Source organism: Rhodoplanes tepidamans (assembly GCF_030813915.1).
GTDB classification, from domain to species: Bacteria; Pseudomonadota; Alphaproteobacteria; order Rhizobiales; family Xanthobacteraceae; genus Rhodoplanes; species Rhodoplanes tepidamans.
This window is the reverse complement of sequence record NZ_JAUSUJ010000011.1, coordinates 152848-178746: the sequence shown is the minus strand read 5'-3', so window position 1 is coordinate 178746 and position 25899 is coordinate 152848. Positions and strand designations below refer to the sequence as shown.

The 25899-nt window shown below is 71.0% G+C and carries 28 protein-coding genes; 11 read left to right on the top strand and 17 right to left on the bottom strand.

Features of this window, described 5'->3' with window-relative positions; translation table 11 throughout:
* The first annotated feature begins 21 nt into the window (after positions 1-21).
* Entirely contained in the window at positions 22-480 is a 459-nt protein-coding gene (locus J2S22_RS14950; RefSeq protein ID WP_272777998.1) for a DUF1810 domain-containing protein, read from the top strand.
* On the opposite strand, the gene J2S22_RS14945 is transcribed toward J2S22_RS14950, so the two are convergent.
* The 3 genes from J2S22_RS14945 to J2S22_RS14935 form a co-directional block, all read right to left on the bottom strand.
* The gene (locus J2S22_RS14945) at positions 481-1416 is read right to left on the bottom strand and encodes a hypothetical protein (protein ID WP_272777999.1); all 936 of its coding nucleotides are present in this window, start codon (positions 1414-1416) and stop codon (positions 481-483) included. It abuts the gene before it with no gap.
* Position 1417: 1 nt separating this feature from the next.
* Complete coding sequence (locus J2S22_RS14940) at positions 1418-2506, bottom strand: glycosyltransferase (RefSeq protein ID WP_272778000.1); 1089 nt, start codon at positions 2504-2506, stop codon at positions 1418-1420.
* Positions 2507-2666: 160 nt separating this feature from the next.
* Positions 2667-3029, bottom strand: a complete 363-nt coding sequence (locus J2S22_RS14935) for a hypothetical protein (protein ID WP_272778001.1) — start codon at positions 3027-3029, stop codon at positions 2667-2669.
* Between the two features lie 187 nt (positions 3030-3216).
* Here J2S22_RS14935 and J2S22_RS14930 point away from each other — a divergent pair, with 187 nt between their 5' ends.
* Entirely contained in the window at positions 3217-3966 is a 750-nt protein-coding gene (locus tag J2S22_RS14930) for a carboxymuconolactone decarboxylase family protein (protein WP_272778002.1), read from the top strand.
* A 52-nt stretch (positions 3967-4018) separates the two neighbouring features.
* On the opposite strand, the gene J2S22_RS14925 is transcribed toward J2S22_RS14930, so the two are convergent.
* The 3 genes from J2S22_RS14925 to J2S22_RS14915 form a co-directional block, all read right to left on the bottom strand.
* Entirely contained in the window at positions 4019-5221 is a 1203-nt protein-coding gene (locus J2S22_RS14925; protein WP_272840376.1) for a TAXI family TRAP transporter solute-binding subunit, read from the bottom strand.
* A 401-nt stretch (positions 5222-5622) separates the two neighbouring features.
* A complete protein-coding gene (locus tag J2S22_RS14920) occupies positions 5623-6486 on the bottom strand; it encodes an EAL domain-containing protein (protein ID WP_272778004.1) in 864 nt (287 codons plus the stop codon).
* A 110-nt stretch (positions 6487-6596) separates the two neighbouring features.
* Positions 6597-7088, bottom strand: a complete 492-nt coding sequence (locus tag J2S22_RS14915; protein ID WP_272778005.1) for a copper chaperone PCu(A)C — start codon at positions 7086-7088, stop codon at positions 6597-6599.
* Positions 7089-7491: 403 nt separating this feature from the next.
* Between J2S22_RS14915 and J2S22_RS14910 the strand changes: the two genes are divergently transcribed.
* The 8 genes from J2S22_RS14910 (at position 7492) to J2S22_RS14875 (ending at position 14270) form a co-directional block, all read left to right on the top strand.
* A complete protein-coding gene (locus J2S22_RS14910) occupies positions 7492-7713 on the top strand; it encodes a hypothetical protein (protein WP_272778006.1) in 222 nt (73 codons plus the stop codon).
* 234 nt (positions 7714-7947) lie between these two features.
* Positions 7948-8229, top strand: a complete 282-nt coding sequence (locus J2S22_RS14905; RefSeq protein ID WP_111357950.1) for an acyl carrier protein — start codon at positions 7948-7950, stop codon at positions 8227-8229.
* A 9-nt stretch (positions 8230-8238) separates the two neighbouring features.
* Positions 8239-8712 (top strand): 3-hydroxyacyl-ACP dehydratase FabZ family protein, encoded by a 474-nt coding sequence (locus J2S22_RS14900; RefSeq protein WP_272778007.1) that lies wholly within the window; start codon positions 8239-8241, stop codon positions 8710-8712.
* On the top strand, positions 8705-9895 hold the full coding sequence (locus tag J2S22_RS14895) for a beta-ketoacyl-ACP synthase (protein WP_272778008.1): 1191 nt from the start codon (positions 8705-8707) through the stop codon (positions 9893-9895). The genes J2S22_RS14900 and J2S22_RS14895 overlap by 8 nt, the downstream gene beginning before the upstream one ends.
* Positions 9896-10062: 167 nt before the next feature.
* A complete protein-coding gene (locus J2S22_RS14890) occupies positions 10063-11340 on the top strand; it encodes a beta-ketoacyl-ACP synthase (RefSeq protein ID WP_272778009.1) in 1278 nt (425 codons plus the stop codon).
* A 151-nt stretch (positions 11341-11491) separates the two neighbouring features.
* Positions 11492-12253, top strand: a complete 762-nt coding sequence (locus tag J2S22_RS14885) for an SDR family oxidoreductase (RefSeq protein WP_272778010.1) — start codon at positions 11492-11494, stop codon at positions 12251-12253.
* 45 nt (positions 12254-12298) lie between these two features.
* Positions 12299-13321 carry a zinc-binding dehydrogenase gene (locus J2S22_RS14880; RefSeq protein WP_272778011.1) on the top strand — a complete coding sequence of 341 codons (1023 nt, stop codon included), beginning with the start codon at positions 12299-12301 and terminating at the stop codon, positions 13319-13321.
* Between the two features lie 10 nt (positions 13322-13331).
* Positions 13332-14270 carry a lipid A biosynthesis lauroyl acyltransferase gene (locus J2S22_RS14875; protein ID WP_272778012.1) on the top strand — a complete coding sequence of 313 codons (939 nt, stop codon included), beginning with the start codon at positions 13332-13334 and terminating at the stop codon, positions 14268-14270.
* A gap of 42 nt (positions 14271-14312) precedes the next feature.
* Here J2S22_RS14875 and J2S22_RS14870 read toward each other — a convergent pair whose 3' ends face one another.
* From J2S22_RS14870 to J2S22_RS14835, 8 genes are all read right to left on the bottom strand, one after another.
* Complete coding sequence (locus J2S22_RS14870; protein ID WP_272778013.1) at positions 14313-14777, bottom strand: hypothetical protein; 465 nt, start codon at positions 14775-14777, stop codon at positions 14313-14315.
* 120 nt (positions 14778-14897) lie between these two features.
* On the bottom strand, positions 14898-16019 hold the full coding sequence (locus J2S22_RS14865) for a polyamine ABC transporter substrate-binding protein (protein WP_272778014.1): 1122 nt from the start codon (positions 16017-16019) through the stop codon (positions 14898-14900).
* A 31-nt stretch (positions 16020-16050) separates the two neighbouring features.
* Positions 16051-16338, bottom strand: coding sequence for a DUF3551 domain-containing protein (locus J2S22_RS14860; RefSeq protein ID WP_272778015.1), 288 nt, complete (start codon positions 16336-16338; stop codon positions 16051-16053).
* A 141-nt stretch (positions 16339-16479) separates the two neighbouring features.
* Positions 16480-16815 carry a rhodanese-like domain-containing protein gene (locus J2S22_RS14855; RefSeq protein ID WP_272778016.1) on the bottom strand — a complete coding sequence of 112 codons (336 nt, stop codon included), beginning with the start codon at positions 16813-16815 and terminating at the stop codon, positions 16480-16482.
* A gap of 220 nt (positions 16816-17035) precedes the next feature.
* The gene (locus J2S22_RS14850; RefSeq protein ID WP_272778060.1) at positions 17036-18964 is read right to left on the bottom strand and encodes a potassium transporter Kup; all 1929 of its coding nucleotides are present in this window, start codon (positions 18962-18964) and stop codon (positions 17036-17038) included.
* A gap of 225 nt (positions 18965-19189) precedes the next feature.
* On the bottom strand, positions 19190-21115 hold the full coding sequence (locus tag J2S22_RS14845) for a potassium transporter Kup (RefSeq protein ID WP_272778017.1): 1926 nt from the start codon (positions 21113-21115) through the stop codon (positions 19190-19192).
* A 222-nt stretch (positions 21116-21337) separates the two neighbouring features.
* On the bottom strand, positions 21338-22165 hold the full coding sequence (locus J2S22_RS14840; protein WP_272778018.1) for an OmpA/MotB family protein: 828 nt from the start codon (positions 22163-22165) through the stop codon (positions 21338-21340).
* Between the two features lie 33 nt (positions 22166-22198).
* Positions 22199-22972 carry a motility protein A gene (locus J2S22_RS14835; protein WP_272778019.1) on the bottom strand — a complete coding sequence of 258 codons (774 nt, stop codon included), beginning with the start codon at positions 22970-22972 and terminating at the stop codon, positions 22199-22201.
* A 260-nt stretch (positions 22973-23232) separates the two neighbouring features.
* Here J2S22_RS14835 and J2S22_RS14830 point away from each other — a divergent pair, with 260 nt between their 5' ends.
* On the top strand, positions 23233-23877 hold the full coding sequence (locus J2S22_RS14830) for a glutathione S-transferase family protein (protein WP_272778020.1): 645 nt from the start codon (positions 23233-23235) through the stop codon (positions 23875-23877).
* Between the two features lie 56 nt (positions 23878-23933).
* Here J2S22_RS14830 and purQ read toward each other — a convergent pair whose 3' ends face one another.
* The 3 genes from purQ to J2S22_RS14815 form a co-directional block, all read right to left on the bottom strand.
* Positions 23934-24629, bottom strand: coding sequence for a phosphoribosylformylglycinamidine synthase subunit PurQ (purQ, locus tag J2S22_RS14825; protein ID WP_272778021.1), 696 nt, complete (start codon positions 24627-24629; stop codon positions 23934-23936).
* A 31-nt stretch (positions 24630-24660) separates the two neighbouring features.
* Positions 24661-24903 carry a phosphoribosylformylglycinamidine synthase subunit PurS gene (purS, locus tag J2S22_RS14820; protein WP_272778022.1) on the bottom strand — a complete coding sequence of 81 codons (243 nt, stop codon included), beginning with the start codon at positions 24901-24903 and terminating at the stop codon, positions 24661-24663.
* A 138-nt stretch (positions 24904-25041) separates the two neighbouring features.
* Positions 25042-25617 carry a Uma2 family endonuclease gene (locus J2S22_RS14815; protein WP_272778023.1) on the bottom strand — a complete coding sequence of 192 codons (576 nt, stop codon included), beginning with the start codon at positions 25615-25617 and terminating at the stop codon, positions 25042-25044.
* Positions 25618-25899: the final 282 nt, after the last annotated feature.

Genomic DNA, 25899 nt, shown 5'->3' with positions numbered 1-25899 from the left:
CGATCCGGAGGCGGAGGGCCGATGTCCGATCCGTTCGATCTCGCCCGCTTCGTCGCGGCGCAGGCGCCCGTCCACGCGACGGCGCTGGCCGAGCTGAAGGCCGGCCGCAAGCGGAGCCACTGGATGTGGTTCGTGTTCCCGCAGCACCGGGCGCTCGGCCGCTCGCCGACCGCCAAGGCCTACGGGATCGGCTCGCTCGCCGAGGCGCGCGCCTATCTGGCACACCCGCTGCTCGGGCCGCGGCTGATCGACAGCACCCGCGCCGTGCTGTCAGCGGAGGCGCCGTCGCTGCACGCGATCTTCGGCTCGCCCGACGACCTCAAGTTCCGCTCGTCGATGACGCTGTTCGAGGCCGCCGCGGCGCAGGAGCCGGTGTTCGCCCAGGCACTCGACCGCTGGTGCGGCGGCGTGCGCGACGACCTCACGCTCGACCTGATCGCCGCCGAAGGCGCCGCACCGCCCGCCGCCGGATCGACCTGATCACCTCAGCTCGCGCAGATCCCGCACCATCGTGCGGCGCACCGCGAGGGCGTCGCGGCGGGCGGCGAGCGCCCCCTTCAGGAAGGTCGCCGCGTTGTGGCGTCCGGCCCGGCCGAGCAGCGAGCGCACCGTCTGCTCGGTCATCAGGCGCAGCCGCTCGAGGCGAAGATCGATGTGGCTCGCCGCGGCGGCGCCCACCGCGGCCGCCGCGCGGCGGGCCTCGGCGAGCTGCTCGAGCCGCCGGTAGAGCCCGTAGCCGGCATCGAAGCCGGTGCGCCGCTCCGGCAGCAAGGTCACGTGGCGGGCATGCCGGGTGAAGCCGAGCGTGGTGCGGCCGCGCGGGCGGAGCTGATCGAGCGCCAGCAGGAACGTGACGGCGTCGCCGCCCTCGCCGGCGGTCGCGAGCTTCACCTGACGCAGGGTGTCGACGCGCGCCCAGAACACCGCGCCGAGCAGGCTGCGGGCCCGGATCAGCCCGCGCAGCCACGACAGCACGGCCGGCTCGCGCGGCCGGTCGGCGACCGCGAGGTCGGCAGCGGCGCCGTCGGTGGCGATCTTCACGACCTGATGGACGAGATCGACGCCGGCGATCGAGTCCTCGAACAGGATCACGTGGTCGCGCAGGCGGGCGAGCCAGGCCGCATCCAGCACCACGCCCTCCGGCGCCGCGATCACCACGTCGACGTCGCCGGCGAGCGCCGCCACGGCGGCGGCGACGAGGTCGGGTTCCGCCACGGCGACCACGGCCGCGGCCGCCGATGCGGCGACCGCCGCGAAGGCGTGCTCGCGGCCCTTCGGCACGGCGAGCACGGCACGGACCGGCGGATACGGCCACGCCCGCGTCGCGGCGAGCGTCGCGGCGGCGAGCCGCGGATCGCCGCGCCCGATCACGATCAGGCCGAAGCGGGGTGCGATGCCGGGGGCGATGCGGGTCATGTCACGCGAGCCGCCGCCACGCCTGCGCGAACACGCGCGCCACCGCGTCGGGGGCGGCCCGGTCGATCGCCTCCGCGACGCCGTCGAACGAGAACGGCCGGTTGGTCCAGGACTGCGCCATCACGTTCATGGCCATGGCGAGGTGATAGGCGCTGCCGGCCGTGTAGAGGAGGCCGCGGCGGCCGTAGTCGACGATCTCGGCCAGCGCGCCCGTGTCGGGCACGACGACGCTGCGGCGGGCGGCGAGCGCGGCGAGCACCACCGCCGCGGCGCGATCGTCGGCGGCCGGCACCACCAGGACATCGAGGTCGCGCAGGAAGGCCGCCGGGTCGGCGGCGTCGACCGCCGTCACGCCGGCCGGCAGGTCGATCCGCCGCGCCAGCGCGGCCGGGGCGACGCGCAGGTCGAACAGGCCGCTCTGGCCGGTGAGCGCGACGGCGCGCACCAGCCGCTCCAGAGCCTCGACGGTCGCGTCCGGATCGAAGACGCCGAACACCGGCACGGCATAGCGCTCGCGCCCGTTCGCCTGCGGCGCGTCGGCGGCGCGCGGGACTGCCGGCGGGGCCACCACCGAGAAGCGGGCCCGCGAGAAGAAGCCGTGCCGGAAGTGGCGGCCCATGTCGGCGCGGTTCGAGCCGAGCACCGCGGCGACGTGGCGCGAGGCGCTGCGGGCCCGCCAATGAGCGAGCCCGCGGCTGCGCCGCGACAGGTCGGCGAGGCCGCGCGGCGTCCCGGCCGGCGGATCGGCGAGCGCGCCTTCGGAGGAGACGAAATGGACGACCGGCCTGTCGGCGCGCGCCGCGCTCCGCCAGACCGGGCCGAGCGCGGCGGTCGCCCCGAAGGTCTGCACCAGCGCGGGCCGCTCCTGGGCGACGATCAGGGCGAGGCGGTCGACCTGGTTGCGGTAGCTGACGAGGCCCGGCGCCTCGATCGGCGGGGTTTCGAAGCGCCGCTCCGTATCGAGGTCGAGATCGATCACCACGATCTCGATGCCGTCCGCCGCGAGGGCATCGAGGAAGGCGCGCGACCGGTACGGCCGGAACGTCGCCGTGGCGGCTGTCGGACCCGCGAACACCAGGGCGGCCTTCATGGTCTGTCCTGCGGCTCCGTCCTCGCGCGCGGCGACCGGACACGACCCGAGGCGTCGCGCGATCCGATCCACTGATCGGCTATAACATGCGTCGGCCCGGCTTGGCACGTCCCGCTTGGCACGTCCTGTTCGACACATCCCTGCGCCGTGCAGGGCGCCGTCAGGCGTCGCGCAGAAAGACGAGCCCGCGCGGCCCGGCGCGGAAGCGGCCGCGGCCGGCATGCTGCAGCGGCCCGGCGACGGTGCCGATCTCGACCGCGAAGGCGCAGTCGTGGTCGCCGTCGGAGGTGCGGCTGCAGTCGTGCTTGGTGAAGCGGCGCAGCTCGAACAGCGCCGTGCCGGCGCGGCGGATGCGGGCGATCCCGACCGTGCCCTCGGTCTCGGCGACGAAGTCGAGCACGGCGCGCACCTCGTCCGACAACGTCTGCGCGAAGGCGTTGCGCATCGCGCTCTCGCTCGGCTCGCCGGTGCCGTTCAGCATGGCCGTCACCAGTACGATGATCGCGATCACCGTGGCCCACATCGCCTCGTCCCCCGTCACGCGCTCACGGGAAGCACCATGACACGGAGGCTTTTCGGCCCGGTTCAGCCGGTCCGGACAATTTTAGCGACCGGCCCCGGGAGGTCGCGCGGCGTTGTCAGGACCGGTGGAATCGGACAACGCTGGCGACGTTCGGCGCGATCCGCCGCGTCCCTGTCCGGAGACCTCCATGGCCCGATCGCCCCGCCCCGCCGCCACGCCGGCCCGCAAGCCGGCATCTCGTAAGTCCGCAGTACGCAAGTCGCCGGCCCGCGCGCCCGGCCGCACGACCGCGGGGGCCGCCAAGAAGACCGTCACCACGCCCGCCAAGACGCCAGCCAAGACGCGGAGCCGGGCCGCCGCGCCGCCGGCCTATCGCCTTCCCGACCTCGACGAGGCGACGCTCGCCCCGGCGCAGCGGGACCTCCTCGCCGCCATGCGGGCCGGCCCGCGCGGCGCCGGCCTCGGCCTGCGCGGGCCGTTCGGCGTGTTCCTGCACGCGCCCGCCTTCGGGGCGCTGGCGCAGGAGCTCGGCGCCCATTGCCGGTTCGGCACGTCGATCCCGCCGCGGCTGTCGGAGTTCGCCATCCTGGTGACGGCGCGGCTGTGGCGGGCCCATTACGAGTGGCACGTGCACGCGCCGATCGCCCAGAAGGCCGGCGTCAAGCCGGCGACCATCGCGGATCTCAAGGCCGGCCGGGCCCCCGCCCGCGCCGCGGCGGACGAGAAGGCGGTCCATGCCTTCGTCACCGAGCTCTACGCGAAGCGGCGCGTCTCGGACCGCACCTACGGGCGGCTGCACAAGTTGTTCGGCGACGCCGGCATGGTCGAGTTCCTCGGCATCCTCGGCTACTACGCGCTCGTCGCGATGACGCTCGACGCCTTCCGGGTGCCGGTGCCCGGCGACGCGCCCCTGCCCTTCCCCGAACCGAAGCTCTGAGCGCCCGGCCGCGGCGCGTGCCGGCCGTAGCGCGGCTCCAGGGTTGCCGGACTCACCTGCCGCGGCTGCGGGACCACTCGGTGAACTCCCGGAACAGCCGCTGGACGTCTTCCGGCGAATGGTTGCCGCTCTGCCGCCGGCGGAGGAACGCCTCGAACTGCTCGGCCGTCGCGGGGTTCTCGCCGGCCGGCAGCGCCGCCGGCCGGGTGCGGGCGTTCACGCCGTTGCGATCGAGCCAGTCCTGCGCCGCCTTGAACCGCGTCCAGCCCTTCACGTCGGCCCCGATCGCCATCTCCTTCCACTTCGGATTCCGCGGCGGCCGATAGAACTCGCCGCTCTTGGCGAAGAACGCCTCGGTGAACCGCGCCACCTTGCGGTAGCGGTCGGTGTTCTCCGGCCAGTTGAAGCTCGCCAGGATGTTGCTGGTGGCGAGCGTCTCGACGATCTCGCCCGGCGCCACCAGGTTCGGATACTCGTCGCTGGAGAAGGTCGACGGCATGTACAGATCCCACAGGCGCTTGTCGTAGGGGATCGAGACGAGATGCAGCCGCCGGCTCGCGTTCTCGATGCCGCGGGCGATGGGGAACACCTTGCCGACGCTGACGATGAAGGCGTCCGCCTTGCCGTCGATCACCTTCTGCAGCGCCAGGGTGTCGTCGGTCGCGTAGTCGATGGTGGCGTCGATGCCGAGCCGGGACAGAATGATCCGGGTCGAGAACAGGCCGAGATCTTTCGGCGCCATGATGGTCTTTCCGGCGAGGTCGAAGACCGAGCGGATCGAGGTCGGCGCGATGATGTGGATCTCGTTGTTGTACAGCTTGGCGATGTAGCGCAGCCGATGCGAGATGTCCGGAACGTTGTACTGCAGCCGAAAGAACTCGACCACGTCGGAGGCGACGAAGCCCATGTCGACGCTCTTCAGGAACAGCATGTCGATGATGTTCTGAACCGAGCCCTTGCCGGCCACCGGCAGGACGCGAAGCGCCTCGCCGTCGTCGAGCACGCGCGCCAGATCCGACCCCATGATCGGCGTCAGTCCGCCGACCGGGCCGGTCATGATCGTCACCGTGCCTTCGTTGACCTTGTCGCGATCGGGGAAGTGCCAGACCTGTGTCGCCGCGCCGCCGCTCCGCAGCGGCGTCGCCGCCGTCGGGACGGCGGCGGCGGGTGGCTGCCGGCTTCCCTGCCCCGCGGCCGGCAGAGCGACCAGGACCGAAACCCAGGCGGCCAGGACGAGACCGAAGACCCTGTGCACGATGGCATCCTCCGAAACGCGGCCGGACACGGGCGCCGCTCGGCTCCCGGACCGGTCGGTCGGGTCCGCGATCGACGAGTGATGCGACATGCACGGCGCCGAACGGCCTCCGACTGCCGCTCGGCAGTATTGGAGGGCCCGGCATCGACCAATCTCAGGTCCAGTGAATTCGAATTGTGTCCATCCTGTGGTATAATCTTACGCTTCATGTAAATTGGACTGCGGAAGCCACGAAAGATTTCATCTCACGCGACATGCAACTACAGGAATACATTTCGTACATTGATCCAGGACCACAGCACGCGCGGCGCGCGAGGGCCGGCGGCAGCGGTGCCGCAGCCCGGTCGGGCCCGCCGGAACGACGGCGACAGATGCGACAGGTGTCGGCGCCCGGACGATCCTCAAGCCGAAGCGGCGGCGAGGCCGTCCGGATGGTCGGCGCCGCCCTGAGGCCGGTTCGAGCGCTGCTGCAGCAGGCCGAGGAACCTGTCCTTCGGCATCGGCGGCGCCAGCAGCACGCCCTGCCCGTAGTCGCACCCCATGATCTGCAGCGCCTGGAGGTCGGCGAGGCTCTCGATGCCCTCGGCTACGGCGGCGCTGCCGAAGCGGTGCGCGAGATCGATGGCGGTCTGGCAGATCGCCGCGTTGGTGGCGTCGGTGGCGCAGTCCTTGACGAAGGAGTGGTTGAGCTTGATCTCGGCGAAGGCGAGCTCGCGCAGGCTGGAGAAGGACGAGTAGCCGGCGCCGAAATCGTCGATCGAGACCGTGATGCCGCTGTCGCGCAGCTCCGCGGCAATCGCCTGGGCCCGCCGGATGTCGCGGACGATCTGGTCCTCGGTGACCTCGACCATCAGGCCGGGCCAGTCGGCGCCGTCGGGGCGATGCGCGGCGACGATCGCTGCGATCGGCAGCCGGCCGAGCACGTGCACGGGCACGTTGACGGCGAGCCGCAGGTTGAAGCCGGCGGCCCGGAACACCGACCAGTCGGCGAGCGCCGAGACGAGGGCGTACTCGGCGAGCTCGACGAGGCCGGCCTCGTCGAGGCCGGGCAGGAAGCGGCCGGGCAGCAGGACGCCGAGCTCGGGATGACGGATGCGGGCGAGCGCCTCGGCGCCGGCCAGGCACTTCTTCCGCAGGTCGATCTTGGGCTGGTACCAGAGCTCGAGCCAGGTCTCGCGCAGCGCCTCGGCGACCCCGATCCTGCCGGCCGTCGCCGCTCCGCCCGTCCCGCCGCGGGCGCCTGTCTGGGTCGGCTCGCTCGTCATGGGCTCCCCGGATCGCGATCCTGGACCCTCACCGAATAACCGAGGTCCCTTAATCAAACGTATCCTTAATCAAACGTATGGCGGAGCCGAATCGCCTCAGGCCGGCCGGCTCAGCCGCCGGCTGCGCTGGCGCGGCGCAGGCCGGTGCCGATCGGATGGACGGCGAGGTCGACCTCGACGCTGCCGGCCTGCTCGAACACCAGCGTGGCCGGAACCCGGTCGCCGGGCCGGAGCTGGCTCACCAGGCTGGCGAACACGGCCTGCCAGGGAAAGCCGGGGCGCAGCTCGATGGTCTGGCCGGGCGCGATGGCGAGGCCGCGGGCGAGGGTGCGCAGGCGCATGACGTTGTCGTCGAGCGACAGCTCCTGGAGATCGACGCTGCCGGCCGCGGCCGAGCGGATCGCGAGCAGGCGATCCGGCACCGCGCCCGTGTTGGTGATCCGCATGTAGCCGGCCGTGACGGTGGCGCCGGCCGGCGTCGCGCGGGCCCACGGGTTCTCGATCTCGATGGCGCCCGTCCGATAGGTCTGGGCCGCCGCCGGCGGGCCGGACAGGGCCAGGACGGCGAGAACGACGGCGAGGAGCGTCACGAGAGGGCGCATCGGACCACGCTGTGAAGGATCGGCATCGCAACACTTATGCGGCAGGAGGTGTTGATGTAACGTTGACGCGAAGCCCCACACGGGCTTGGTCACGACGGCCGCCGGAGTGATACAATGGCACTCGATCGCTGCGCCGGTCGCTTCGGGTCGAACCGGTGCCGAATGTCCATGGCCGGCCCGGGATTCCACCATCATCGAACCGGCAGGTGAGCGAAGCATGGCGGGCGGACCCACCCGGGGACGGATCGGAGGCGGAGAGCGCCGGCGCGGCCTCGGTCCCGGCGACCGCCCCCGCGGCGACGCCGAGCCGAGCGAGGAGCGCGGCCGGGTGATCCCCTTCGTGCCCCGCCCGGGCGCACCGGGCCCCCGCTCCGGCCGGTCGGCCCCGCCTCCCGCGACCGTGGTGGCCGACCTTTCGCATTACGAGGCCGGCGAGGAGCCGGACGACTACCGCCACCGCGTGCTCACCAACATCGCCGCCCTGGTCGTGCTCACGCTCCTGATCGGCGGCGGCCTGTGGATCGCCGCCACCATGGCGGATCAGCGGAAAAGCCAGGATTGCGTGCTCAGCGGCCGGCCCGGCTGTACCCCGGTCCCGCTGCCCAAGACGCCGCCGGGGCCGTGAGGGGCCCCCGGACGAGGGGTCGCGCGAGCCCCGCCGCGCGGCTGCGGCCGGCGGCCGATTCGGGCGGCCCGGCAAGACATTGCGGTCCAGCGGGGGACAGCCGGCGGCGCGCATTGCGCTCCCGCAGGGTCTTGGCTATACGGACCGGAACGAAAGAGCGACCCATCGCCGCCGTATTGGGGGGCATGCGCTTGCGCGTGCCGGGCAGGATTCACGGCATTCAGAGAGTCACCGATGTCCTCGACGTTCGATACCGTCGCCAATATCATCTCGGAAACATGCGACATTCCGCGTGAGAAGATCACGCCGGAGAGCCACGCCATCGACGATCTCGGCATCGACAGCCTCGACTTCCTCGACATCGCCTTCGCGATCGACAAGGCCTTCGGGATCAAGCTGCCGCTCGAGCAGTGGACCCAGGAGGTCAACGACGGCAAGGCGACCACCGAGCAGTACTTCGTGCTCGGCAACCTCTGTACTCGCATCGACCAGCTCGTCGCCGCCAAGGGCGCCTGAGCGCCCCCGATGCGTCTCGAGTATTTCCAGCTCATCGACCGGATCGTCGCACTCGACCTCGACGCGCGAACGATCGAGATGCATGCGCAGGTCCCCGAGACGAGCACGATCTTCGAAGGCCACTTCCCCGGCCATCCGCTGATGCCCGGGGTGCTGCTGATCGAGGCCATGGCGCAGACCTGCGGCTGGCTTCTGCTCGGCCTCAACGGCCTCGCCCGGATGCCTTTCCTGGCCGCCGTCAAGGAGGCCAAGCTCCGCACCTTCGTGACCCCCGGGCAGGCACTGTCGATCACCGGCCGACTCGAGCACGACGGCTCCGGCTTCGCCGTGACGCATGCGAGCGTCAGGGTCGAGGGCAAGACCGTCTGCGAGGCCGACCTCACCTTCCGCATCGTGCCGTTCCCGCACCCGGACTTCCGGACCAACATGGAAGAGGTGGCGCGGCGGATCGGATACCCCCTGGAGATCACCGCCCATGGCTGACGCGCCCCGCGAGGCCTGGATCACCGGGGTCGGGCTCGTGTCCTGCCTCGGCGAAGGCGCCGATGCCCACTGGCAGGCGCTGGACGCCGGCAAGGCCGTCTACGACGAGACCACCTTCGCGCCCTACGTGGTCCACCCGCTCGCCCTCCCCTCCTTCGATGCGCAGATCCCCAAGAAGGGCGATCAGCGCCAGATGGAGCAGTGGCAGCGCACCGGCACCTATGCGGCCGGGCTCGCCCTCGATTCGGCCGGGCTGAAGGGCCGGGCCGAGATCCTCGGCCGCACCGACATGATCGTCGCGGCCGGCGGCGGCGAGCGCGACTGGGCCGTGGACAGCGCCATCGTGTCGGGCCTGGCCGGCGCCAACGATCCCGGCGCCTATCTCAACGAGCGGCTCACCAGCGACCTGCGGCCAACCCTGTTCCTGGCCCAGCTCTCCAACCTGCTGGCCGGCAACATCTCGATCGTGCACGGCGTCACCGGCTCCTCGCGCACCTTCATGGGCGAGGAAGGCTCGGGCATCGAGGCGGTGCGCATCGCCGCCGCCCGCATCGCGGCGGGCCAGAGCGACGTCACCCTGGTGGGCGGCTCGCAGAACGGCGAGCGCAAGGACCTGCTGATGCTGTTCGAGTTCGGCGGCCACGCTCTCAAGGCGCCGTACCGGACCGTGTGGGACCGGGCGGGGCAGCCGGGCTTCGCCACCGGCTCGCTCGGTGCCTTCCTGGTGATCGAGGAGCGGACCCACGCCGAGGCGCGCGGGGCGACACCGCTGGCGAAGCTGACGGCCGTCGTCAGCGACCGCGCGGCGCGGACCGAGCCCGGTGCCGTCAAGGCCTCGCTGGACCGGCTGTGGGGCCGCCTGCCGGCCGTCGCGGCCGATCGGGCCGCCGTGCTGTCGGGCGCCACCGGGGCCGCCGGAGCGACCGACGAGGAGCGCGAGCTGCTGGCCGCCCGCGGCCTGCCGGTGCGGGCGACCGGCAGCGTCGCCGGCCACTCGATCGAGCCGCAATTCGTGTTCAACATCGCGCTTGCCGTCCTGGCGCTCGGCCACGGCCGGCTGTTCGGCCCGTGCGACACCACCGGCTTCGAGCAGCCCGTGGCCGGTCCGCTCGACCGGGTGGTGGTGACCGGCGTCGGCCACTGGCGCGGCGAGGGCCTCGCCCTGGTCGAGGCGGTGCGCTAGGACTAGGCACTCCGTCGTTCCCGGGCGCCGCGCCGCAGCGAGCCCGGAATCCATGAACACCAGCAGGGGTCGCGGATTCCGGACAACCCGCGTCGCGAGACCTCGGGAATGACGAGGCTGGGAGCCGGGCAGAGGTCCTGCCGCGCTCCACTGTGAGGAGACCCGACATGGCAGTGCGCGACAAGGCCGGCCGCCCCGTGGTGGTGGTGACGGGCATGGGCATCGTCACCTCGCTGGGCGCCGGCAAGAGCGAGAACTGGTCGAAGCTGACGGCGGGCCGGTCGGGCATCCGCGCCATCACCCGGTTCCCGACCGAGGGGCTCAAGACCCGCATCGCCGGCTGCGTCGACTTCGTCGCCGCCGAGCCGTTCAGCGCCCCCCTGCTCTCGGAGCGGCTCGCCGAGCTCGCCGTCGACGAGGCGATCGCCGAATCGGGCATCGGCACGCCCGGGCATTTCCCCGGGCCGCTGTTCCTCGGCGTCGCCCCGGTCGAGATCGAATGGCCGCAGCGCGTGGAGCTCGCCGAAGCCGCCGGCGCCGCCGGCCATGCCACCTACGACGACATGCTGCGGGCCGCCGCCACGGGCCGCTTCAAGGCCCATCACGAGCGCTTCCAGTTCGCCTCGGTGGCCGATCACCTGGCCGCCCGCTTCGGCACCCAGGGCATGCCGATCTCGCTGTCGACCGCCTGCGCAACCGGCGCCAGCGCCATCCAGCTCGGGGTCGAGGCGATCCGCCGCGGCGAGACCGACGCGGCGCTGTGCGTCGGCACCGACGGCTCGGTCAACACCGAGAGCCTGGTGCGCTTCTCGCTCCTGTCGGCGCTGACCACCGCCAACGACGTCCCCGAGGAGGCGGCGAAGCCCTTCTCCAAGAACCGCGACGGCTTCGTCATGGCCGAGGGCGCCGGCGCCCTGGTGCTGGAGAGCTACGAATCGGCGAAGGCGCGCGGTGCGAAGATCCTCGGCGTGGTCGAGGGCTGCGGCGAGCTGTCGGACTCGTTCCACCGCACCCGCACCAGCCCGGACGGCAAGCCGATCATCGGCTGCATGAACCAGGCGATCGCCGACGCCGGGCTCACCATCGCCGACATCGACTACATCAACGCGCACGGCACCTCGACGCCCGAGAACGACAAGATGGAGTGCCTGGGCGTCACCGCCGTGTTCGGCGAGCGCGCCCCCCTGGTCCCGATCTCGTCCAACAAGTCGATGGTCGGCCACACGCTGTCGGCGGCCGGCGCCGTGGAGGCGGTGTTCACCGTGATGACGCTGATGAACCAGCGCATCCCGCCGACCATCAACCACCAGATTCCGGACCCGGCGATCCCGCTCGACGTCGTGCCGAACGTGGCACGCGACGCCCGGGTCACGCACGCGCTCTCCAACTCCTTCGGCTTCGGCGGCCAGAACGTCACCCTGGTGATGGGCCTGGAGCCGGCGTGATGGCGGACAGCTCCTCGCGGTCATTCCGGGGCGCCGCGCAGCGGCGAACCCGGAATCCAGCGGCCTGCTCGGAGGCGGTGGCTGGATTCCGGGTCCGCGCGCTCGGGCGCGCGGCCCGGAATGACGTCGGAACGGTTCGACTGGAGTCACGATGACCACCTCTTGCGGACACGTCCTCGTCACCGGCGGCGGCCGCGGGCTCGGGGCCGCCATCGTGCGGGCCGTCGTCGCGGCCGGCTTCGACGTCAGCTTCACGGTGCGGTCCGCCACGGCCGAGGCCGAGGCGCTGATCGCCGAGCTGTCCGCCGCCGCGCCGGACCGCAAGGTCGCCGTGGAGAGGCTCGACCTGTCGGACCGCGCCGCCGTCGAAAGCTTCGCCGGGACGCTCGCGGACATGCCGGCCTTCGCCGGCTTCGTCCACAATGCCGGGCAGAGCTACGACGCGCTCGCCATGATGCTCGACCAGGCGAAGGCCGAAGCGGCCATGCAGGTGAACTTCTGGTCGTTCACCCGTCTCGTGGGCGCACTGACACGGCCGATGATGCGCGCCAAGACCGGGCGGATCGTCGCCATCGGCTCGATCACGGCCCTGCAGGCCAACCAGGGCAACGCCGCCTACGCGGCCTCGAAGGCCGCCCTGCTCGCCTATGTGCGCACGCTGGCGATCGAGACGGCCCGCAACGGCGTCACCGTCAACTACGTCGCGCCCGGCTTCATCGACACCGCCATGATGGCGCCTTACGAGAAGTACCGGGCCCAGATGGAAGGCCAGATCCCGGCGCGGCGCTTCGCCAGGCCCGACGAGATCGCCGCCCTGGTCGCCTTCCTGCTGTCGCCGGCCGCCGCCTACCTGACCGGCGCCGTGCTGCCGATCGACGGCGGCCTCTCCGCCGCCATCGGTGTCCATCGCTGATCGTCCAGCGCCCCGCGGCGCGGCCCGTCCTCAGAGGTTCTCTCCATGCGCGCCCTGATGCTGCTCGGCGACAAACAGCTCGAGCTGACCGAGATCGATCCGCCGCCGCCGCCCGCGAGCGGCGAGGTGCAGGTGCGGGTCAAGGCCGTCGCGCTGAACTATCTCGACGTTTGGGGCTATCGCGGGATGGCCTTCGCCAAGCGCAAGATGCCGCTCGTGGTCGGTGTCGAGGCGTCGGGCGAGATCGCCGCCGTCGGCTCCGGGGTGACCGGCTTCACGCCCGGCCAGGGCGTGGTGATGTACGGCGCGCTCACCTGCGGCACCTGCAAGGCCTGCCGCGAGGGCCGCGACAATCTGTGCGAGAACGTCGGCGGCATCATGGGCTTCCACATCGACGGCTTCGCCCGCGACCTGATCAACCTGCCGGCGCGCCTCGTCGTCCCGGTGCCGGCCGGCGTGTCGCTCGCCGACGCCGCCTGCGCGCCGATCGGCTTCGCCACCGTGCAGCACATGCTGTTCGACAACGCGAAGCTCGAGCCCGGCGAGACCGTGCTGGTGCATGCCGGCGGCTCCGGCATCGGCACCGCCGCGATCCTGATGGCGAAGCAGATCGGCTGCACCGTGATCACCACGGTGGGCGACGACGCCAAGGCCGAGAAGGCGAAGGCGCTCGGGGCCGACCACGTGATCAACTACAAGACCGACCGCTTCGAGGGCGTCACCCGCAAGCTGACGCAGAAGAAGGGCGTCGACGTGGTGTTCGAGCACGTCGGCGCCGACACGTTCAACGGCTCGCTGCTCTGCCTCAAGCGCGGCGGCCGCCTCGTCACCTGCGGCGCCACCTCGGGCCCGAGCATCACGCTCAACCTGATGCAGCTGTTCCAGCAGCAGTACCGCATCATCGGCTCGTTCGGCGCGACGATGAGGAACATCGCCCAGTCGCTCGACAAGATGGCCGCCGGCCTGAAGCCCGTGATCGACACCGAGGTGCCGCTCGCCGAGTTCGAGCGCGGGCTCGATCGCCTCGCCGGCCGACAGGTGTTCGGCAAGGTGGTCGTCACCTTCTGATCGCGGTTCGATGCACTCGCCCCTGCACTACTGGAAATACTGGACCTGGCGCTCCGGCCTGGTGGTCAAGCGCGGCTTCGACCGGCTGCTGCGCGGCGCCGTGCGGCCGCTGATCGGGCTGCTGCGCCGGCTCGACCGCGTGCGCGCGAGCGACAAGGCCGGCGCCGTGATGCGCCGGATCGGCCCGTTGCTGCGCGAGCACAGGATCGGCCGCGCCAACCTGAAAGCGGCGTTCCCGGAGAAGTCGGACCAGGAGATCGAGAGAATCCTCTCCGGCGTCTGGGACAATCTCGGCCGCGTCGCCGTCGAGGTGATCAATCTCGACCGCATCGCCGCCCAGGGGGCGCGCGGCGAGCGCCAGTTCATCACCTACGGCGAGCGCGAGCTGAAGAAGTTCGAGGCGCTGCGCGACGCCGAGAGGCCGGCCGTGATCTTCACGGCGCATCTCGCCAACTGGGAGCTGCCGGCCGTGGTCGCCGGCATCGAGGGCCTGCGCTCGATGGCGCTCTACCGGCGTCCCAACATGCGCTCGGTCGCCGACGTGCTGATCGAGATGCGCGAGCCCCTGATGGGCACGCTGGTGCCGTCCGGCTTCGGCGCCCCGATGCGACTGGCCCGCGGCCTGGAGACCGGCCATCACGTCGGCATGCTGGTCGACCAGCACGACTCCAAGGGCGTCGTCGTGACGTTCTTCGGCCGGCCCTGCCGGGTGAGCCCGCTGATCGCCAAGCTGGCGCGCGAGTACGAGTGCCCGATCCACGGGGTGCGCATCATCCGCCTGCCGGCGGGCTGCTTCACGGGCGAGATCACGGACGCGGTCGCCCCGGTGCGCGACGCCGACGGCCGCATCGACGTCGCCGGCACCATGCAGGCGATCACCGACGTGGTCGAGACCTGGGTGCGCGAGCACCCGGAGCAATGGCTGTGGCTGCACCGCCGCTGGCGGTGAGCCGCGCGCCGGCCTTCCCGACGAGCCTTGCCATGGCCGGCGTCACTCGGTGCGGCCGAACTGGCAGCCCTCGTGCGCGTAGACCCAGCGCTCGATGCCGTAGCGATCGGGGGCCGACAGCTTCGGCTGGCAGAAGTCGAGCCAAGCCTTGCGATGGGCGTTCTTCTCCTCGGCGTGGGTCTTCTCGCCGGCGAGCGCCGGGCTCGCTGCCGCGCTCGCGACATCGGGGCCGGCGAGCCGGGCGAGGTCGCCCTCGCCCGCGGCGGAGGCACGGGTCGGAGCGACCGGACGAGTTCCCGACGTCACGTAGACGGTCGCGTGCGGCCGCACCGGCGTCGACTGGACCGGAACCGGGCGGGGTGCCGGCGTGGCGCTCGACCGCCAGACCGGGAGGCGCAGCTTGCGCGCCTCGGCCGGGGTGGAGACGGCGGCGAGGCCGAGCAGCAGAGCGGCGGCCGCCGCAGCGATGCGGCCGGCCAGGACAGGATCGAAACCCGAGCGCACCATGGTCAACTCCCGAGCGCATGCACGCAGGACGGGAACATCATGACCCGGAGCGCCTAAATCCGGCTTGTGGCGACCGCTAAACATTTAAGGATGCGAGCGCGGCTCTCTGCTCCGCACCCCTCACCGCCCGGTCTTGATGCGGGTCCACAGGCGGTTCATCAGCCGCGTGGTCCGCGCGTCGCGCGCCTTGTTGGTGTAGAGCCGCGCCATGGTGGCGGGATCCGGATAGATGGTCCGGTCTTCGAGCACGGCCTTGTCGATCAACGGCTGGCTGGCGAGATTGCCGTTGGCGTAAGAGAGGGCGCTCGAGGTCCGGGCCGCCACGTCGGGCCGCAGCAGATAGTCGATGAAGGCGTGCGCCTCGGCGACATGCTCGGCATCCTTCGGGATGGCGAGCTGGTCGAAGAACATCTGCGCGCCTTCCTTCGGGATCGCGTAGCCGATCTCGATCCCGGTCTTCGCCTCCGCGGCGCGCTTGCGCGACTGCATGATGTCGCCGGAGAAGCCGACGACGAGGCAGATCTCGCCGCCGGCGAGCGCGTTCAGATACTCGGACGAGTGGAACTTGCGCACCGACGGGCGGATCTTGGCCAGGACCTCGGCGGCACGCTCCAGATCCTTCGGGTCGGTGGAGTTGGGATCGAGGCCGAGCCAGTGCAGCGCCGCCGGCATGATGTCGTCGGCCGAGTCCAGCATATGGACGCCGCACGCCTTGAACTTCTGCAGGTTCTCCGGCTTGAAGACGACGTCCCAGGAGTCGATCCTGGCGTCGGGCCCCAGGATCTCGCGCGCCTTGGCGACGTTGTAGCCGATGCCGACCGTGCCCCAGAGATAGTTGACCGAGTAGCGGTTGCCGGGGTCGTGGGTGGCGACGCGCGTCGCGATCTCGGGCCAGACGTTCTTCAGGTTCGGCAGCTTCGCCGTGTCGAGCGGCAGGAACACGCCGGCCTTGATCTGCCGCTCCAGGAAGAAGGCGCTCGGCACCACCACGTCGTAGCCGGAACGGCCGGCCAGCAGCTTGGTCTCCAGCGTGTCGTTGGAATCGAAGGTGTCGTAGCGGACCTTGATGCCGGTCTCGCGCGAGAACGCCTCGACGACGTCGGGCGCGATGTAGTCCGACCAGTTGTAGACGTTGACGACGCGGTCCTGGGCGACCGCCGACGGAACCGGCGCGAGTACGGCCAGGACGGCGGCGAGGACGCCGAGAATGGCGGAACGGGGTGCGGCGGCGGCGGGGCGCATCGGGGTCGCCTCGGGGTCGTCGCGGCCGCGCTCAGCGGCTGCGCTTGCGCGAGCGCTTGGCCCGCGGCGGCGGGCCGGGCGGCGGCGGATAGAGGTTGCGGTCGCAGAACCCGCCGACACCCCGAACGGTCGCCATGCACTGCTCGAACGAGGTGTAGGCGCAGCTCACCTGCTCGAAGCCGATGTTGAGCTTGGCGCACCACGGATACCAGGTGGCCCAGGACGGCGGCGACCAGATCCCGAAGGGATCGGCCTCGGCCCGACCGGCCCCGGCGGCCAGCGTCACGGCCACGACGGCTCCCAGCAGCAGCGCGCGCATCTCGCCTCCTCGCGACGTCGCGTCCCGGCCACGGCCGGGCGGACACTGTTCAGACGACACCCTTCATAGGCGCGCCGGCACGCGCCGTCCATCGGGGCACGACCGCGGCCTCGTTTCCGAAGATTTCGTCGCCGCGGCCGTTCACGGCTCGGTCGGCAGGCCGGCCCGCCGCCAGGCGGCGATGCCGCCGGCGAGGTGCGACCGGTACGGCAGACCGGCGGCCTGGGCCATCTCGGCCGCCTTCACGGAGCGGATGCCGGAGGCGCAGGAGAACACTACCTCGCGGCCGGCCGGATCGGGCAGCTCGGCGGGGTCGAACATCGACAGCGGCATCAGCACCGCGCCGGGAATGCGCTCGCGCGCGGTCTCGCCCGGCTCGCGGACGTCGACCAGCATCACCCGGTCGGCAGCGAGCTCGGCCGCAACCTCCTCCGCGCTCAGATCGCGCACCACGCTGCGTCCGAACAGTCCGAACATGAGCCCTCCCAGCACGAGATCCGGCGGCGACGCCCGGTCCGGGCGCCGAATCGGCGATCCCCCCTCCGGCCCGCCAGATTTGGGCACCGGCGAGACACTTTCAAGAGCGGGCCGGGTTCCGCGGGCCGGCTGGCGCCACCCGCCCCGGTCCTGCCGTGTCCGGCCGTTCGCCCCGGCGGTGGTTTCGGGGCGGTGCCGAGCCGATCCGCAAGACCACGTCTCAGATCGTCACCTGGGTTCCGATCTCGACCACCCGGCCGGTCGGAATCTGGAAGTACTCGGTGGCGTCGTTGGCGGTGCGGGCGAGCGTGATGAACAGGCGGTCCTGCCAGCGCGGCATCGCCGAGCGGGCGGCCGGCTTAAGCAGGCGGCGCGACAGGAAGAACGAGGTCGACATGATGTCGAACTGCCAGCCGAGCTTTCGGGCGACGGCCAGCGCGCGCGGCACGTTCGGGCTCTCGGAGTAGCCGAAGCGCAGCGTCACCCGCGAGAAGGTCGGACCGATCGGCTCGATGGTGACGCGATCCGACGGCTTCACCCGCGGCGTGTGCAGGGTGAGGACGTGAAGGATCACGTTCTTCTCGTGCAGCACCTTGTAGTGCTTGAGACTGTGCATCAGCGCGGTCGGAGCGCTCGCCGGGTCGGCGGTGAGAAACACCGCGGTGCCGGGCACCCGCTGGGGCGGCTTGCGCTCCAGCATGGCGACCAGGGCCTCCAGCGGCGTCTCCAGCCGGCGCGTCTTCTCGAACAGGAGCTGCGTGCCGCGCCGCCACGTGAACATCACGACGGCGACGCAGATCGCGAAGACCAGCGGCACCCAGCCTCCGTCGGCGACCTTGAGCAGGTTGGCGGAGAGGAAGCCGAGATCGATGGCGAAGAACGGCGCCATCAGCGCGGCGGCGGCGAGCGGCGACCAGCCCCACCCCTTCCAGATCACCACGAAGGCCATGGCGGCGGTGACCACCATGGTGCCGGTCACCGAGATGCCGTAGGCGCCGGCCAGCGCACTCGACGAGCGGAACAGCGCGACCAGGAACAGCACGCCGAGCACCAGCGCGTGGTTGACGCGCGGCATGTAGATCTGCCCCTCCTGCGCATCGGAGGTGTGGCGCACCTCGAGCCGCGGCAGCAGGCCGAGCTGGATCGCCTGCCGGGTCAGCGAGAAGGCCCCGGTGATCACGGCCTGGCTGGCGATCACGGTGGCGACGGTGGCGAGCAGCACCATCGGGATCAGCGCCCAGTCCGGCACCATCAGGTAGAACGGGTTCTCGATCGCCTCGGGACGGGCCAGCACCAGCGCCGCCTGGCCGAGATAGTTCAGCGCCAGCGCCGGCAGGACGAGAACCAGCCACGCCGTCTGGATGGGCCGCCGGCCGAAATGACCGAGATCGGCGTAGAGCGCCTCGGCTCCCGTGACCGCCAGGAACACGGCGCCGAGGGTGACGAAGCCGACATGGCCGTGCGTCCACAGGAAGGCCACGGCCCAGCGCGGATCGAGCGCGAAGAAGACCTCCGGATCGTCGGCGACGTGGGCCAGACCGGCCGCCGCGATGACCACGAACCACACCGTCATGATCGGCCCGAACAGCGCCGCCACACGGGCGGTGCCGTGCGACTGCACCGCGAACAGCACGACCAGGACGGCGACGGTGAGCGGCACGACGGCGTGGTCGAAGGCGGGGGTGACGATCTTCAGGCCCTCGACGGCGGACAGCACCGAGATCGCCGGCGTGATCAGCGCGTCGCCGAAGAACAGCGACGCCCCGGCGATGCCGAAGACCAGCATCACCGGCCCGTGCCCGGCCGCACGCCTGGCGAGGGCCATCAGGGTGAGGGTGCCCCCCTCCCCGTTGTTGTCGGCGCGCAGCAGGATCAGCACGTACTTGCAGGTCACGATCAGGACCAGCGCCCACAGGATCAGCGACAGCACGCCGAGCACGGCGGCCCGATCCGCCACCCCGCCGCCCGCCGCCGTCACGGCTTCGCGGAAGGCGTAGAGCGGGCTGGTGCCGATGTCGCCGTAGACGACGCCGATGCTGCCCACCGTCAGGGCGACGAAGGGCGAGCCGGGAGCCCGGCCGCCGGGGCCGCGGGCGTCGACCGCGACGACCGCTTCGGACGGCTCGTCACTCGCGATACGTTCGGTCATCATGCGCCTCGCGCCTCTTCCGACACGGCGCGGGCTTATAGCACCGCGCCGCGGACGCGACAGAGCGTAGCGGCATTGCAGCGATCGCATGAGGCCGTGGAGACCGGTCCGCTCGCGCCGCGGCGGGGCGGCACCGGCCGCGGGTCCGTCGGCGGCGGGCGTCGCGGGCCGTCGCGACGGCGCGCATCCGCGATCGGCCGCCACGACGCGGCCGAGCGCCCGTGATCACACGGTGACCTGGGTCCCCACCTCGACGACGCGGCCGGTCGGGATCTGGAAGAAGTCGGTCGCGTCGCTCGCCGACTTGGCGAGACGGATGAACAGATTGTCCTGCCACTTCGGCATGCCGGACTGGGCGGCCGGCTTGAGCAGGCGCCGCGACAGGAAGAACGACGTCGACATGATGTCGAAGTGCCAGCCCTGCTTGCGGGCGATCGCCAGCGCCTTGGGGACGTTCGGCGTCTCCATGAAGCCGAAGCGCAGCACAACCTTGCTGAACAGCGGCGACAGGCGGGTGATGCGCACCCGGTCCTCCTCGGTCACCCGCGGCGTGTCGGCGCTCTCGATGGTCAGCACCACGTTGTGCTGATGCAGCACCTTGTTGTGCTTGAGGTTGTGGAGCAGCGCCGTGGGCGCCGAATCGGGATCGCCGGTGAGGAAGACGGCGGTGCCCGGCACGATGTGGGGCGGCTTCTTGGTGAGCGTCTGGACGAGCGTTTCCAGCGGAATTTCGAGATGCCGCGTCTTGGCGGCGAGCAGGCGCGAGCCGCGCCGCCAGGTCATGATCAGCAGCACGATGACGCCGGCGAACAGCAGCGGCACCCAGGCACCCTCGAACAGCTTCAGCAGATTGGCGATGAAGAAGGTGCCGTCGATCAGCACGAACGGCACGATGAGGGCCGCCGCCGACCACGGCTTCCAGCCCCACAGCTTCCAGATCACCACGAAGGCGAGCAGCGCGTCCACCACCATGGTGGTGGTGACGGCGATGCCGTAGGCCGAGGCGAGGGCGCTCGAGGTCTTGAACATGCCGACCAGCAGCAGCACGCCGACCAGCAGGGCCGTGTTGACCCGCGGGATGTAGATCTGGCCCGAATGGATCTCGGAGGTGTGGCGGATCGCCAGCCGCGGGATGAGGCCGAGCTGGATCGCCTGCCGGGTGATCGAGTAGGCGCCGGTGATCACGGCCTGGCTGGCGATCACGGTCGCGGCGGTCGCGAGGATCACCATGGGCAGCAGGAAGGGCTCCGGAACCATGCGGTAGAACGGGTTCTCCAGCGCTCCCGGATTGGCCAGCACCATGGCGCCCTGGCCGAAATAGTTGATGACCAGCGCCGGGAAGACGAGGCCGAACCAGGCGGTCCGGATCGGCTTGCAGCCGAAATGGCCGAGGTCGGCGTAGAGCGCCTCTCCGCCGGTGACGGCCAGGAAGACGAGGCCGAGCGTCACCAGCCCGATCAGCGGATGCTCGACCACGAAGGAGATCCCGTACAGCGGGTTCGCGGCCCAGAAGATGTGCGGATCGTCGGCGATGTGGAGAAGGCCGAGCCCCGCCAGGGCCACGAACCACACCACCATCACGGGCCCGAAGAAGGCGGCGACCCGCGCGGTGCCGCGCGACTGGACGGCGAACAGGACGACCAGGATGCCGACCGTCAGGGGCAGCACCGCGTGCTCGAAGGCGGGCGTGACGATGGTCAGTCCCTCGACCGCCGACAGCACCGAGATGGCCGGCGTGATCACCGAGTCGCCGTAGAACATGGCCGCCCCGATGATGCCGAGGGTGACGACCGGCATCGTGCGCCGGCCGAGCGCCCGCGAGGCGAGCGCGGTCAGCGACAGGGTGCCGCCCTCCCCGTGATTGTCGGCGCGCAGCAGCAGCAGCACGTACTTGACCGTGACCACCAGGGTCAGGGCCCAGAGGATCAGCGAGAGCACGCCGAGCACCGCCGTCTGGGTGATCGGGCCGTCGCCGACCGCCGAGCGCAGCGCCTCGCGGAACGCGTAGAGCGGGCTGGTGCCGATGTCCCCGTAGACCACGCCGACGCTGCCGAGCGTCAGCGCCCAGAAGCTCGACGAGTCATGGTGGGCACTGCGCGCGGAATGGTCGTGCCGGTCCTGGGACTCGGTGACGCGGGTCGCCTCGTTCATGGTATCGCCGATCGGTCCCCGCCATCGCGCCGCACCGCGGCCGCCGGTCCGTCCGTCGGACGTCCGGGCATGCCGCCTCGTCACGCCAATAGCACGCCCGGGGGCCGGCACAACCGCCCCGGGGTTGGACGGGCTATGCCGCCACCGGGGGATGACCGGCGTGCGGTGCGATGGAACCGGGGCGCGGCGGCCCGGGCGGGCCCGGAAACCGGCGCGAACCCGTCAGGGATTGAAGTCGAGGGGGATCGGCGGCTCCTCCCGCATCAGGGTGATGGTGACGCGTCGGTTTGCCGCAATGTAGGGATCGTCCGGGAACAGCGGCTGGTTGTCGGACTTTCCCGCCACCATGAAGAAGTTGGCGCTCGGCACCCCCTCCTCCTCCAGGATGCGGCGCACCGCATTGGCCCTGTCGGCGGAGAGCTCCCAGGGGCCGAAGCCCGGCCGGAACGGCGTCCGGGTGGCCGAGGTGTGGCCGGTGATCGAGATGCGGAACGGGGTCGACTTCAGCGGCACGCTGAGCTTCTCGATCAGCCGGCGGGTCCGCTCGTAGGGTTCGCGCGAGCCTTCCGGGAACATCGAGCGGCCGTCCTGGTCGACGATCTCGACGTTGAGGCCCTCCCGGGTCTCCTCGATCATGATGTGCTTCGAGACCTCGGTCAGCTCCGGCATGTCCTGCAGGGCCTGTCGCAGCGAGGCGGCGGCGAGCGCGAAGGCCTTGTCCTGCTTCAGCCGGGCGCCGGAGCTGCGCTGCCGGTCGTGCTGGTCGGGGCTCGGGCTGGCGGACGCCTCTTCGGGCGGGATGTGGGCGGCGTTCTTCAGCTTCGGGCGGGTCGGCAGGCCGGGGATCTCGATGATGCCGGAGTAGCGGATGTTCGCCTGCACGCCGAAGGCGTCGCGCATCGAGCCTGCGACGATCTGCAGCTTCTGCTGATCCTGCGTCGAGAAGGCGCACAGCATCACGAAGAAGGCCACCAGCAGGCCCATGAGGTCGGCGAAGGTGACGAACCACCCGTGCCCTCCGCCGTGCCCTCCGTCCTTGCGGCGCGCCATGTCTCGACTTCCCCGATCCTCGCTCCGGCCCGGTCAGGCCGCGGCCGCCTCGGCCATCTCGTCGCGGTTCTTCTCGGGCACGTAGGCGAGCAGCATCTCGCGGACCACCGACGGGCTCTTGGAGTCGCGGATCATCAGCACGCCGTCGATGATCAGGGTGCGGTTGATCTCCTCGTCGACCAGCTTGCCGTGCAGCTTGTCGGCGATCGGCAGGCAGAACAGGTTGGCGACCGCCGCGCCGTAGAAGGTGGCGAGCAGCGCGACCGCCATGTAGGGACCGAGCTTGGACGGGTCCGTCATGTTGGCGAACATCTGCACCATGCCGATGAGCGTGCCGACCATGCCGAAGGCCGGGGCGCAGTCGCCGATGGCGCGGTAGATCTTCTGACCCTCGTCGAGATGGGTCAGGAAGTTGTCGCGGTCGCGCTCGAGATTGTCGCGGATGAAGTCGACGTCGTAGCCGTCGGCGACCAGCCGGACGCCCTTGGCCAGGAACGTGTCCTCGACCTCGACCTTCTCCAGCCCGATCGGCCCCTGCTTGCGGGCGATCTCGGCGAGGTTGGAGATCTCGTCGATCAGCTCGCGCTGGGTCATGCGGCGAAGCGTGAACGCGAACTTGAGACCGAGCGGCAGGCCGTGGAAGATCGAGGACAGCGGGAAGCGGATCAGGGTCGCCGCGAAGGCACCGCCGAAGATCACGATGAAGGCGTGGATGTCGAGGAACATCCGCAGATCGCCACCCATCATGATCAGGGTGACGAGCACGATCAGGCCGGAGATCAGGCCGAGCGCGGTCGAGATGTCCATACGATACTCCAGCACATGACGCTTCGGACGCGCCCGCCCCGGCCGATGCATACCCGCCGGACGCCTAACGAACTCTAGGAGCAAGGCGTCTAAAAAGCGTAAAAGGGTAGGGGCACGGGACGATCTTCGTTCATCCTCGGCAACTTGGGCGCAACGGCTCGACGCGGTCCGGCGACCGCGGCCGCGCCGCGCCGAAGGCCGCGGAGGCGGGCGGACCGGGCCTCAGGAGCAGACCGCGGCACGCCGCGAGGGGAACCGACATGGCCGACTACGAGCTCTACTGCTTCGCCCAATCCGGCAATGCCTACCGGGTGGCGCTGATGCTGAACCTGATCGGCGCCGACTGGGCGCCCGTGTGGGTCGACTTCTTCGAGGCCGGCGAGACGCGCAGCCCGGAGTTCCGCGGAGAGGTCAACGAGATGGGCGAGGTGCCGGTGCTGCGGCACGGCGACCGGCGACTCAGCCAGTCGAGCGTCTGCCTGGCATACCTTTCGCGCATCTCCGGCCAGTACCTGCCGCAGGGCGAGGAGCAGGAGCTGGAGGCGTGGCGCTGGATCGTCTTCGACAACCAGAAGGTGAACGGCATGCTGGGGCCGTTCCGGTTCCTGCGCACGCTCGCCAAGACGCCGGGCGACCCGGCCGTGCTCGGCTTCCTCGAGGGCCGCGCCAAGGGGGCGCTCGCCATCGTCGACAAGCGGCTCGCCGACCGGCCCTGGCTGCTCGGCGAGGCGCCCACCATCGCGGACGTGTCGATGTGCGGCTACCTGTACTACCCGGCCGAAGAGTTCGGCTTCGACATCCCGGCGGCGTATCCGCACATCGGCGCCTGGCTGGAGCGGCTGAAGGCCCTCCCGGGGTGGGCGCCCCCCTACGAGCTGATGCCGGGCCATCCGCTCAAGCGGTGACGGCCGGGCGGCGCCCCGCGACGAGCCGGGGGGCGGCCAGGGCCGCCCTGCCCGGCTCAGGCGGCGAAATGCCCTCCCAGCCCGGCGAACAGGCCGCGGCCGTCGGTGCAGCCCATCAGGTCTTCGACGTGGTTTTCGGGGTGCGGCATCATGCCCAGCACGTTGCCGCGGTCGTTGAGGATGCCGGCGATCGCGTAGATCGAGCCGTTCATGTTCCATTCCGGTGACGGGGTGCCGTCCGGCGCCGTGTAGCGGAACACGATCCGGCCCTCGCCCTCCAGCCGGGCGATGGTCTCCGAATCGGCCATGTAGTTGCCCTCGCCGTGGGCGACCGGCACCCGGATCACCTGGCCGGCATTGTAGCCGCGGGTGAACGGCGTGTCGGCCCGCTCGACCCGGATATACGCGTCCTTGCAGATGAACTTGAGGCCGGCATTGCGCATCAGCACGCCCGGCAGCAGCCCCGCTTCGCACAGGATCTGGAAGCCGTTGCAGACGCCCAGCACGAGGCCGCCCTTGGCCGCGAAGGCCCGCACCGCATCCATCACCGGGGCGCGCGCCGCGATGGCACCGCAGCGCAGATAGTCGCCGTAGGAGAAGCCGCCCGGCAGCACGACCAGGTCGGTGCCGTCCGGCAGCGCCGTCTCGGTGTGCCAGACCATGGCGGTGTCGCTGCCGGCGCACAGGCGCAGCGCGCGGGCCATGTCGTGCTCGCGGTTGATGCCCGGGAAGACCAGGATGGCGGATTTCATGACGTGCCTCGCCGCGGGTGACGCGCCGGCGTCAACCGACGATCTCCACCCGGTAGTCCTCGATGACGGTGTTGGCGAGCAGCCGCTCGGCCGCCTCCTTCAGGGCCGCCTCGGCCCGGCCGCGGTCGCCGCCCGGCACCTCGACGTCGAACACCTTGCCCTGGCGGACGCTCGCCACGCCGTCGATCCCCAGCGACTTCAGGGCGCCCTCGATGGCCTTGCCCTGCGGGTCGAGGACGCCTTGCTTCAGGGTGACGGTGACGCGGGCTTTCATGGGTCGCCTCGGGACTATCGCAACGGTCCTGGCCGGGCCGGTCCGGCCGGACAGAGGGTGCTTAGGGTCCGGCGTCGCCGAGGTCAACCGCGGACGTCTTTCGAGCGGATCCCGGCCGTCGCCGGACGGCCGGATCGCCTACAGGCCGGTGTCGCGGTAAATCTCCGACAGCGGCAGGGTGACACCGAGCGCCGGGAAGGCGAGCGCATCGTCGCGCCCCGAAAGCCGCAGCTCGGCGAAGTCGGTGTCGCGGGCGAACACCACGACATCCCAGGCGTTCTGGGCGATCACGACATAGTGGGTGAGCGAGGCGAGCGACGTGTAGGCCTCACGCTTCCATCGCAGATCCCGCTCGGCCGTCGAGGGCGACAGGACCTCGAAGACGACGAGGACGTCATCCCGGTCGCGCAGCGTCGGATCGAGCGGCGGCGGCAGCTTGGGCAGGATCAGCACGTCCGGCTCGGGTCGGCTGGTGGTCGAGATGCGCACCCCGAGGCCGGGCAGCACCTCCCACGAGGCGTCGTGCTCGCGCTGCCGATTCTTGAGCGCCACGGAAAGGTTCATGACGATCAACTGATGCTGAAAACCGGGCGACGCCTGCAGGACGAACTCCCCCTCGATCAGCTCCCACTTCTCCTCGTCCGGCTGGCGGTCGGTGAAGTCGTAGAACTCCTCGATGGTCTGCGGCGCGGCGCTGATTCTCGGAACACCCATCGCGGCTCCTCCGACGTCCCGGGCCGACGGCGTCACCGCCTCGCCTCGCGTGAAGATAGGGCCTCGGCGGACGAACCTCCAGCCGGGGGCCTCGGGCCGGGCCCACCCTCCCCTCCGGCACACCCGGACGCCGTGTCGCGGCGCCGTCCCCTCGACGGGCGGTGGCAGGATCCCCACATCGGGGTGAGCGACGGCCTTTTGGGGGTCACACGATGGGTTCGCCGCAGCCACGACCAGCCCGGGCACGAACGGTCCAGCCACGATTAGCCCGGGCACGAACGA

Bases quoted from the DNA above. Each gene is read 5' to 3' on its own strand.
- J2S22_RS14835 (WP_272778019.1), bottom strand. From the start codon at position 22,972: ATGGACATCTCGACCGCGCTCGGCCTGATCTCCGGCCTGATCGTGCTC.
- purQ (WP_272778021.1), bottom strand. From the start codon at position 24,629: ATGAAATCCGCCATCCTGGTCTTCCCGGGCATCAACCGCGAGCACGAC.
- J2S22_RS14905 (WP_111357950.1), top strand. From the start codon at position 7,948: ATGTCCTCGACGTTCGATACCGTCGCCAATATCATCTCGGAAACATGC.
- J2S22_RS14915 (WP_272778005.1), bottom strand. From the start codon at position 7,088: ATGCGCCCTCTCGTGACGCTCCTCGCCGTCGTTCTCGCCGTCCTGGCC.
- J2S22_RS14880 (WP_272778011.1), top strand. From the start codon at position 12,299: ATGCGCGCCCTGATGCTGCTCGGCGACAAACAGCTCGAGCTGACCGAG.
- J2S22_RS14940 (WP_272778000.1), bottom strand. From the start codon at position 2,506: ATGAAGGCCGCCCTGGTGTTCGCGGGTCCGACAGCCGCCACGGCGACG.
- J2S22_RS14945 (WP_272777999.1), bottom strand. From the start codon at position 1,416: ATGACCCGCATCGCCCCCGGCATCGCACCCCGCTTCGGCCTGATCGTG.
- J2S22_RS14930 (WP_272778002.1), top strand. From the start codon at position 3,217: ATGGCCCGATCGCCCCGCCCCGCCGCCACGCCGGCCCGCAAGCCGGCA.
- J2S22_RS14860 (WP_272778015.1), bottom strand. From the start codon at position 16,338: ATGCGCGCGCTGCTGCTGGGAGCCGTCGTGGCCGTGACGCTGGCCGCC.
- J2S22_RS14855 (WP_272778016.1), bottom strand. From the start codon at position 16,815: ATGTTCGGACTGTTCGGACGCAGCGTGGTGCGCGATCTGAGCGCGGAG.
- J2S22_RS14890 (WP_272778009.1), top strand. From the start codon at position 10,063: ATGGCAGTGCGCGACAAGGCCGGCCGCCCCGTGGTGGTGGTGACGGGC.
- J2S22_RS14850 (WP_272778060.1), bottom strand. From the start codon at position 18,964: ATGACCGAACGTATCGCGAGTGACGAGCCGTCCGAAGCGGTCGTCGCG.
- J2S22_RS14895 (WP_272778008.1), top strand. From the start codon at position 8,705: ATGGCTGACGCGCCCCGCGAGGCCTGGATCACCGGGGTCGGGCTCGTG.
- J2S22_RS14815 (WP_272778023.1), bottom strand. From the start codon at position 25,617: ATGGGTGTTCCGAGAATCAGCGCCGCGCCGCAGACCATCGAGGAGTTC.
- J2S22_RS14830 (WP_272778020.1), top strand. From the start codon at position 23,233: ATGGCCGACTACGAGCTCTACTGCTTCGCCCAATCCGGCAATGCCTAC.
- purS (WP_272778022.1), bottom strand. From the start codon at position 24,903: ATGAAAGCCCGCGTCACCGTCACCCTGAAGCAAGGCGTCCTCGACCCG.
- J2S22_RS14885 (WP_272778010.1), top strand. From the start codon at position 11,492: ATGACCACCTCTTGCGGACACGTCCTCGTCACCGGCGGCGGCCGCGGG.
- J2S22_RS14950 (WP_272777998.1), top strand. From the start codon at position 22: ATGTCCGATCCGTTCGATCTCGCCCGCTTCGTCGCGGCGCAGGCGCCC.
- J2S22_RS14870 (WP_272778013.1), bottom strand. From the start codon at position 14,777: ATGGTGCGCTCGGGTTTCGATCCTGTCCTGGCCGGCCGCATCGCTGCG.
- J2S22_RS14900 (WP_272778007.1), top strand. From the start codon at position 8,239: ATGCGTCTCGAGTATTTCCAGCTCATCGACCGGATCGTCGCACTCGAC.
- J2S22_RS14875 (WP_272778012.1), top strand. From the start codon at position 13,332: ATGCACTCGCCCCTGCACTACTGGAAATACTGGACCTGGCGCTCCGGC.
- J2S22_RS14840 (WP_272778018.1), bottom strand. From the start codon at position 22,165: ATGGCGCGCCGCAAGGACGGAGGGCACGGCGGAGGGCACGGGTGGTTC.
- J2S22_RS14920 (WP_272778004.1), bottom strand. From the start codon at position 6,486: ATGACGAGCGAGCCGACCCAGACAGGCGCCCGCGGCGGGACGGGCGGA.
- J2S22_RS14845 (WP_272778017.1), bottom strand. From the start codon at position 21,115: ATGAACGAGGCGACCCGCGTCACCGAGTCCCAGGACCGGCACGACCAT.
- J2S22_RS14865 (WP_272778014.1), bottom strand. From the start codon at position 16,019: ATGCGCCCCGCCGCCGCCGCACCCCGTTCCGCCATTCTCGGCGTCCTC.
- J2S22_RS14935 (WP_272778001.1), bottom strand. From the start codon at position 3,029: ATGTGGGCCACGGTGATCGCGATCATCGTACTGGTGACGGCCATGCTG.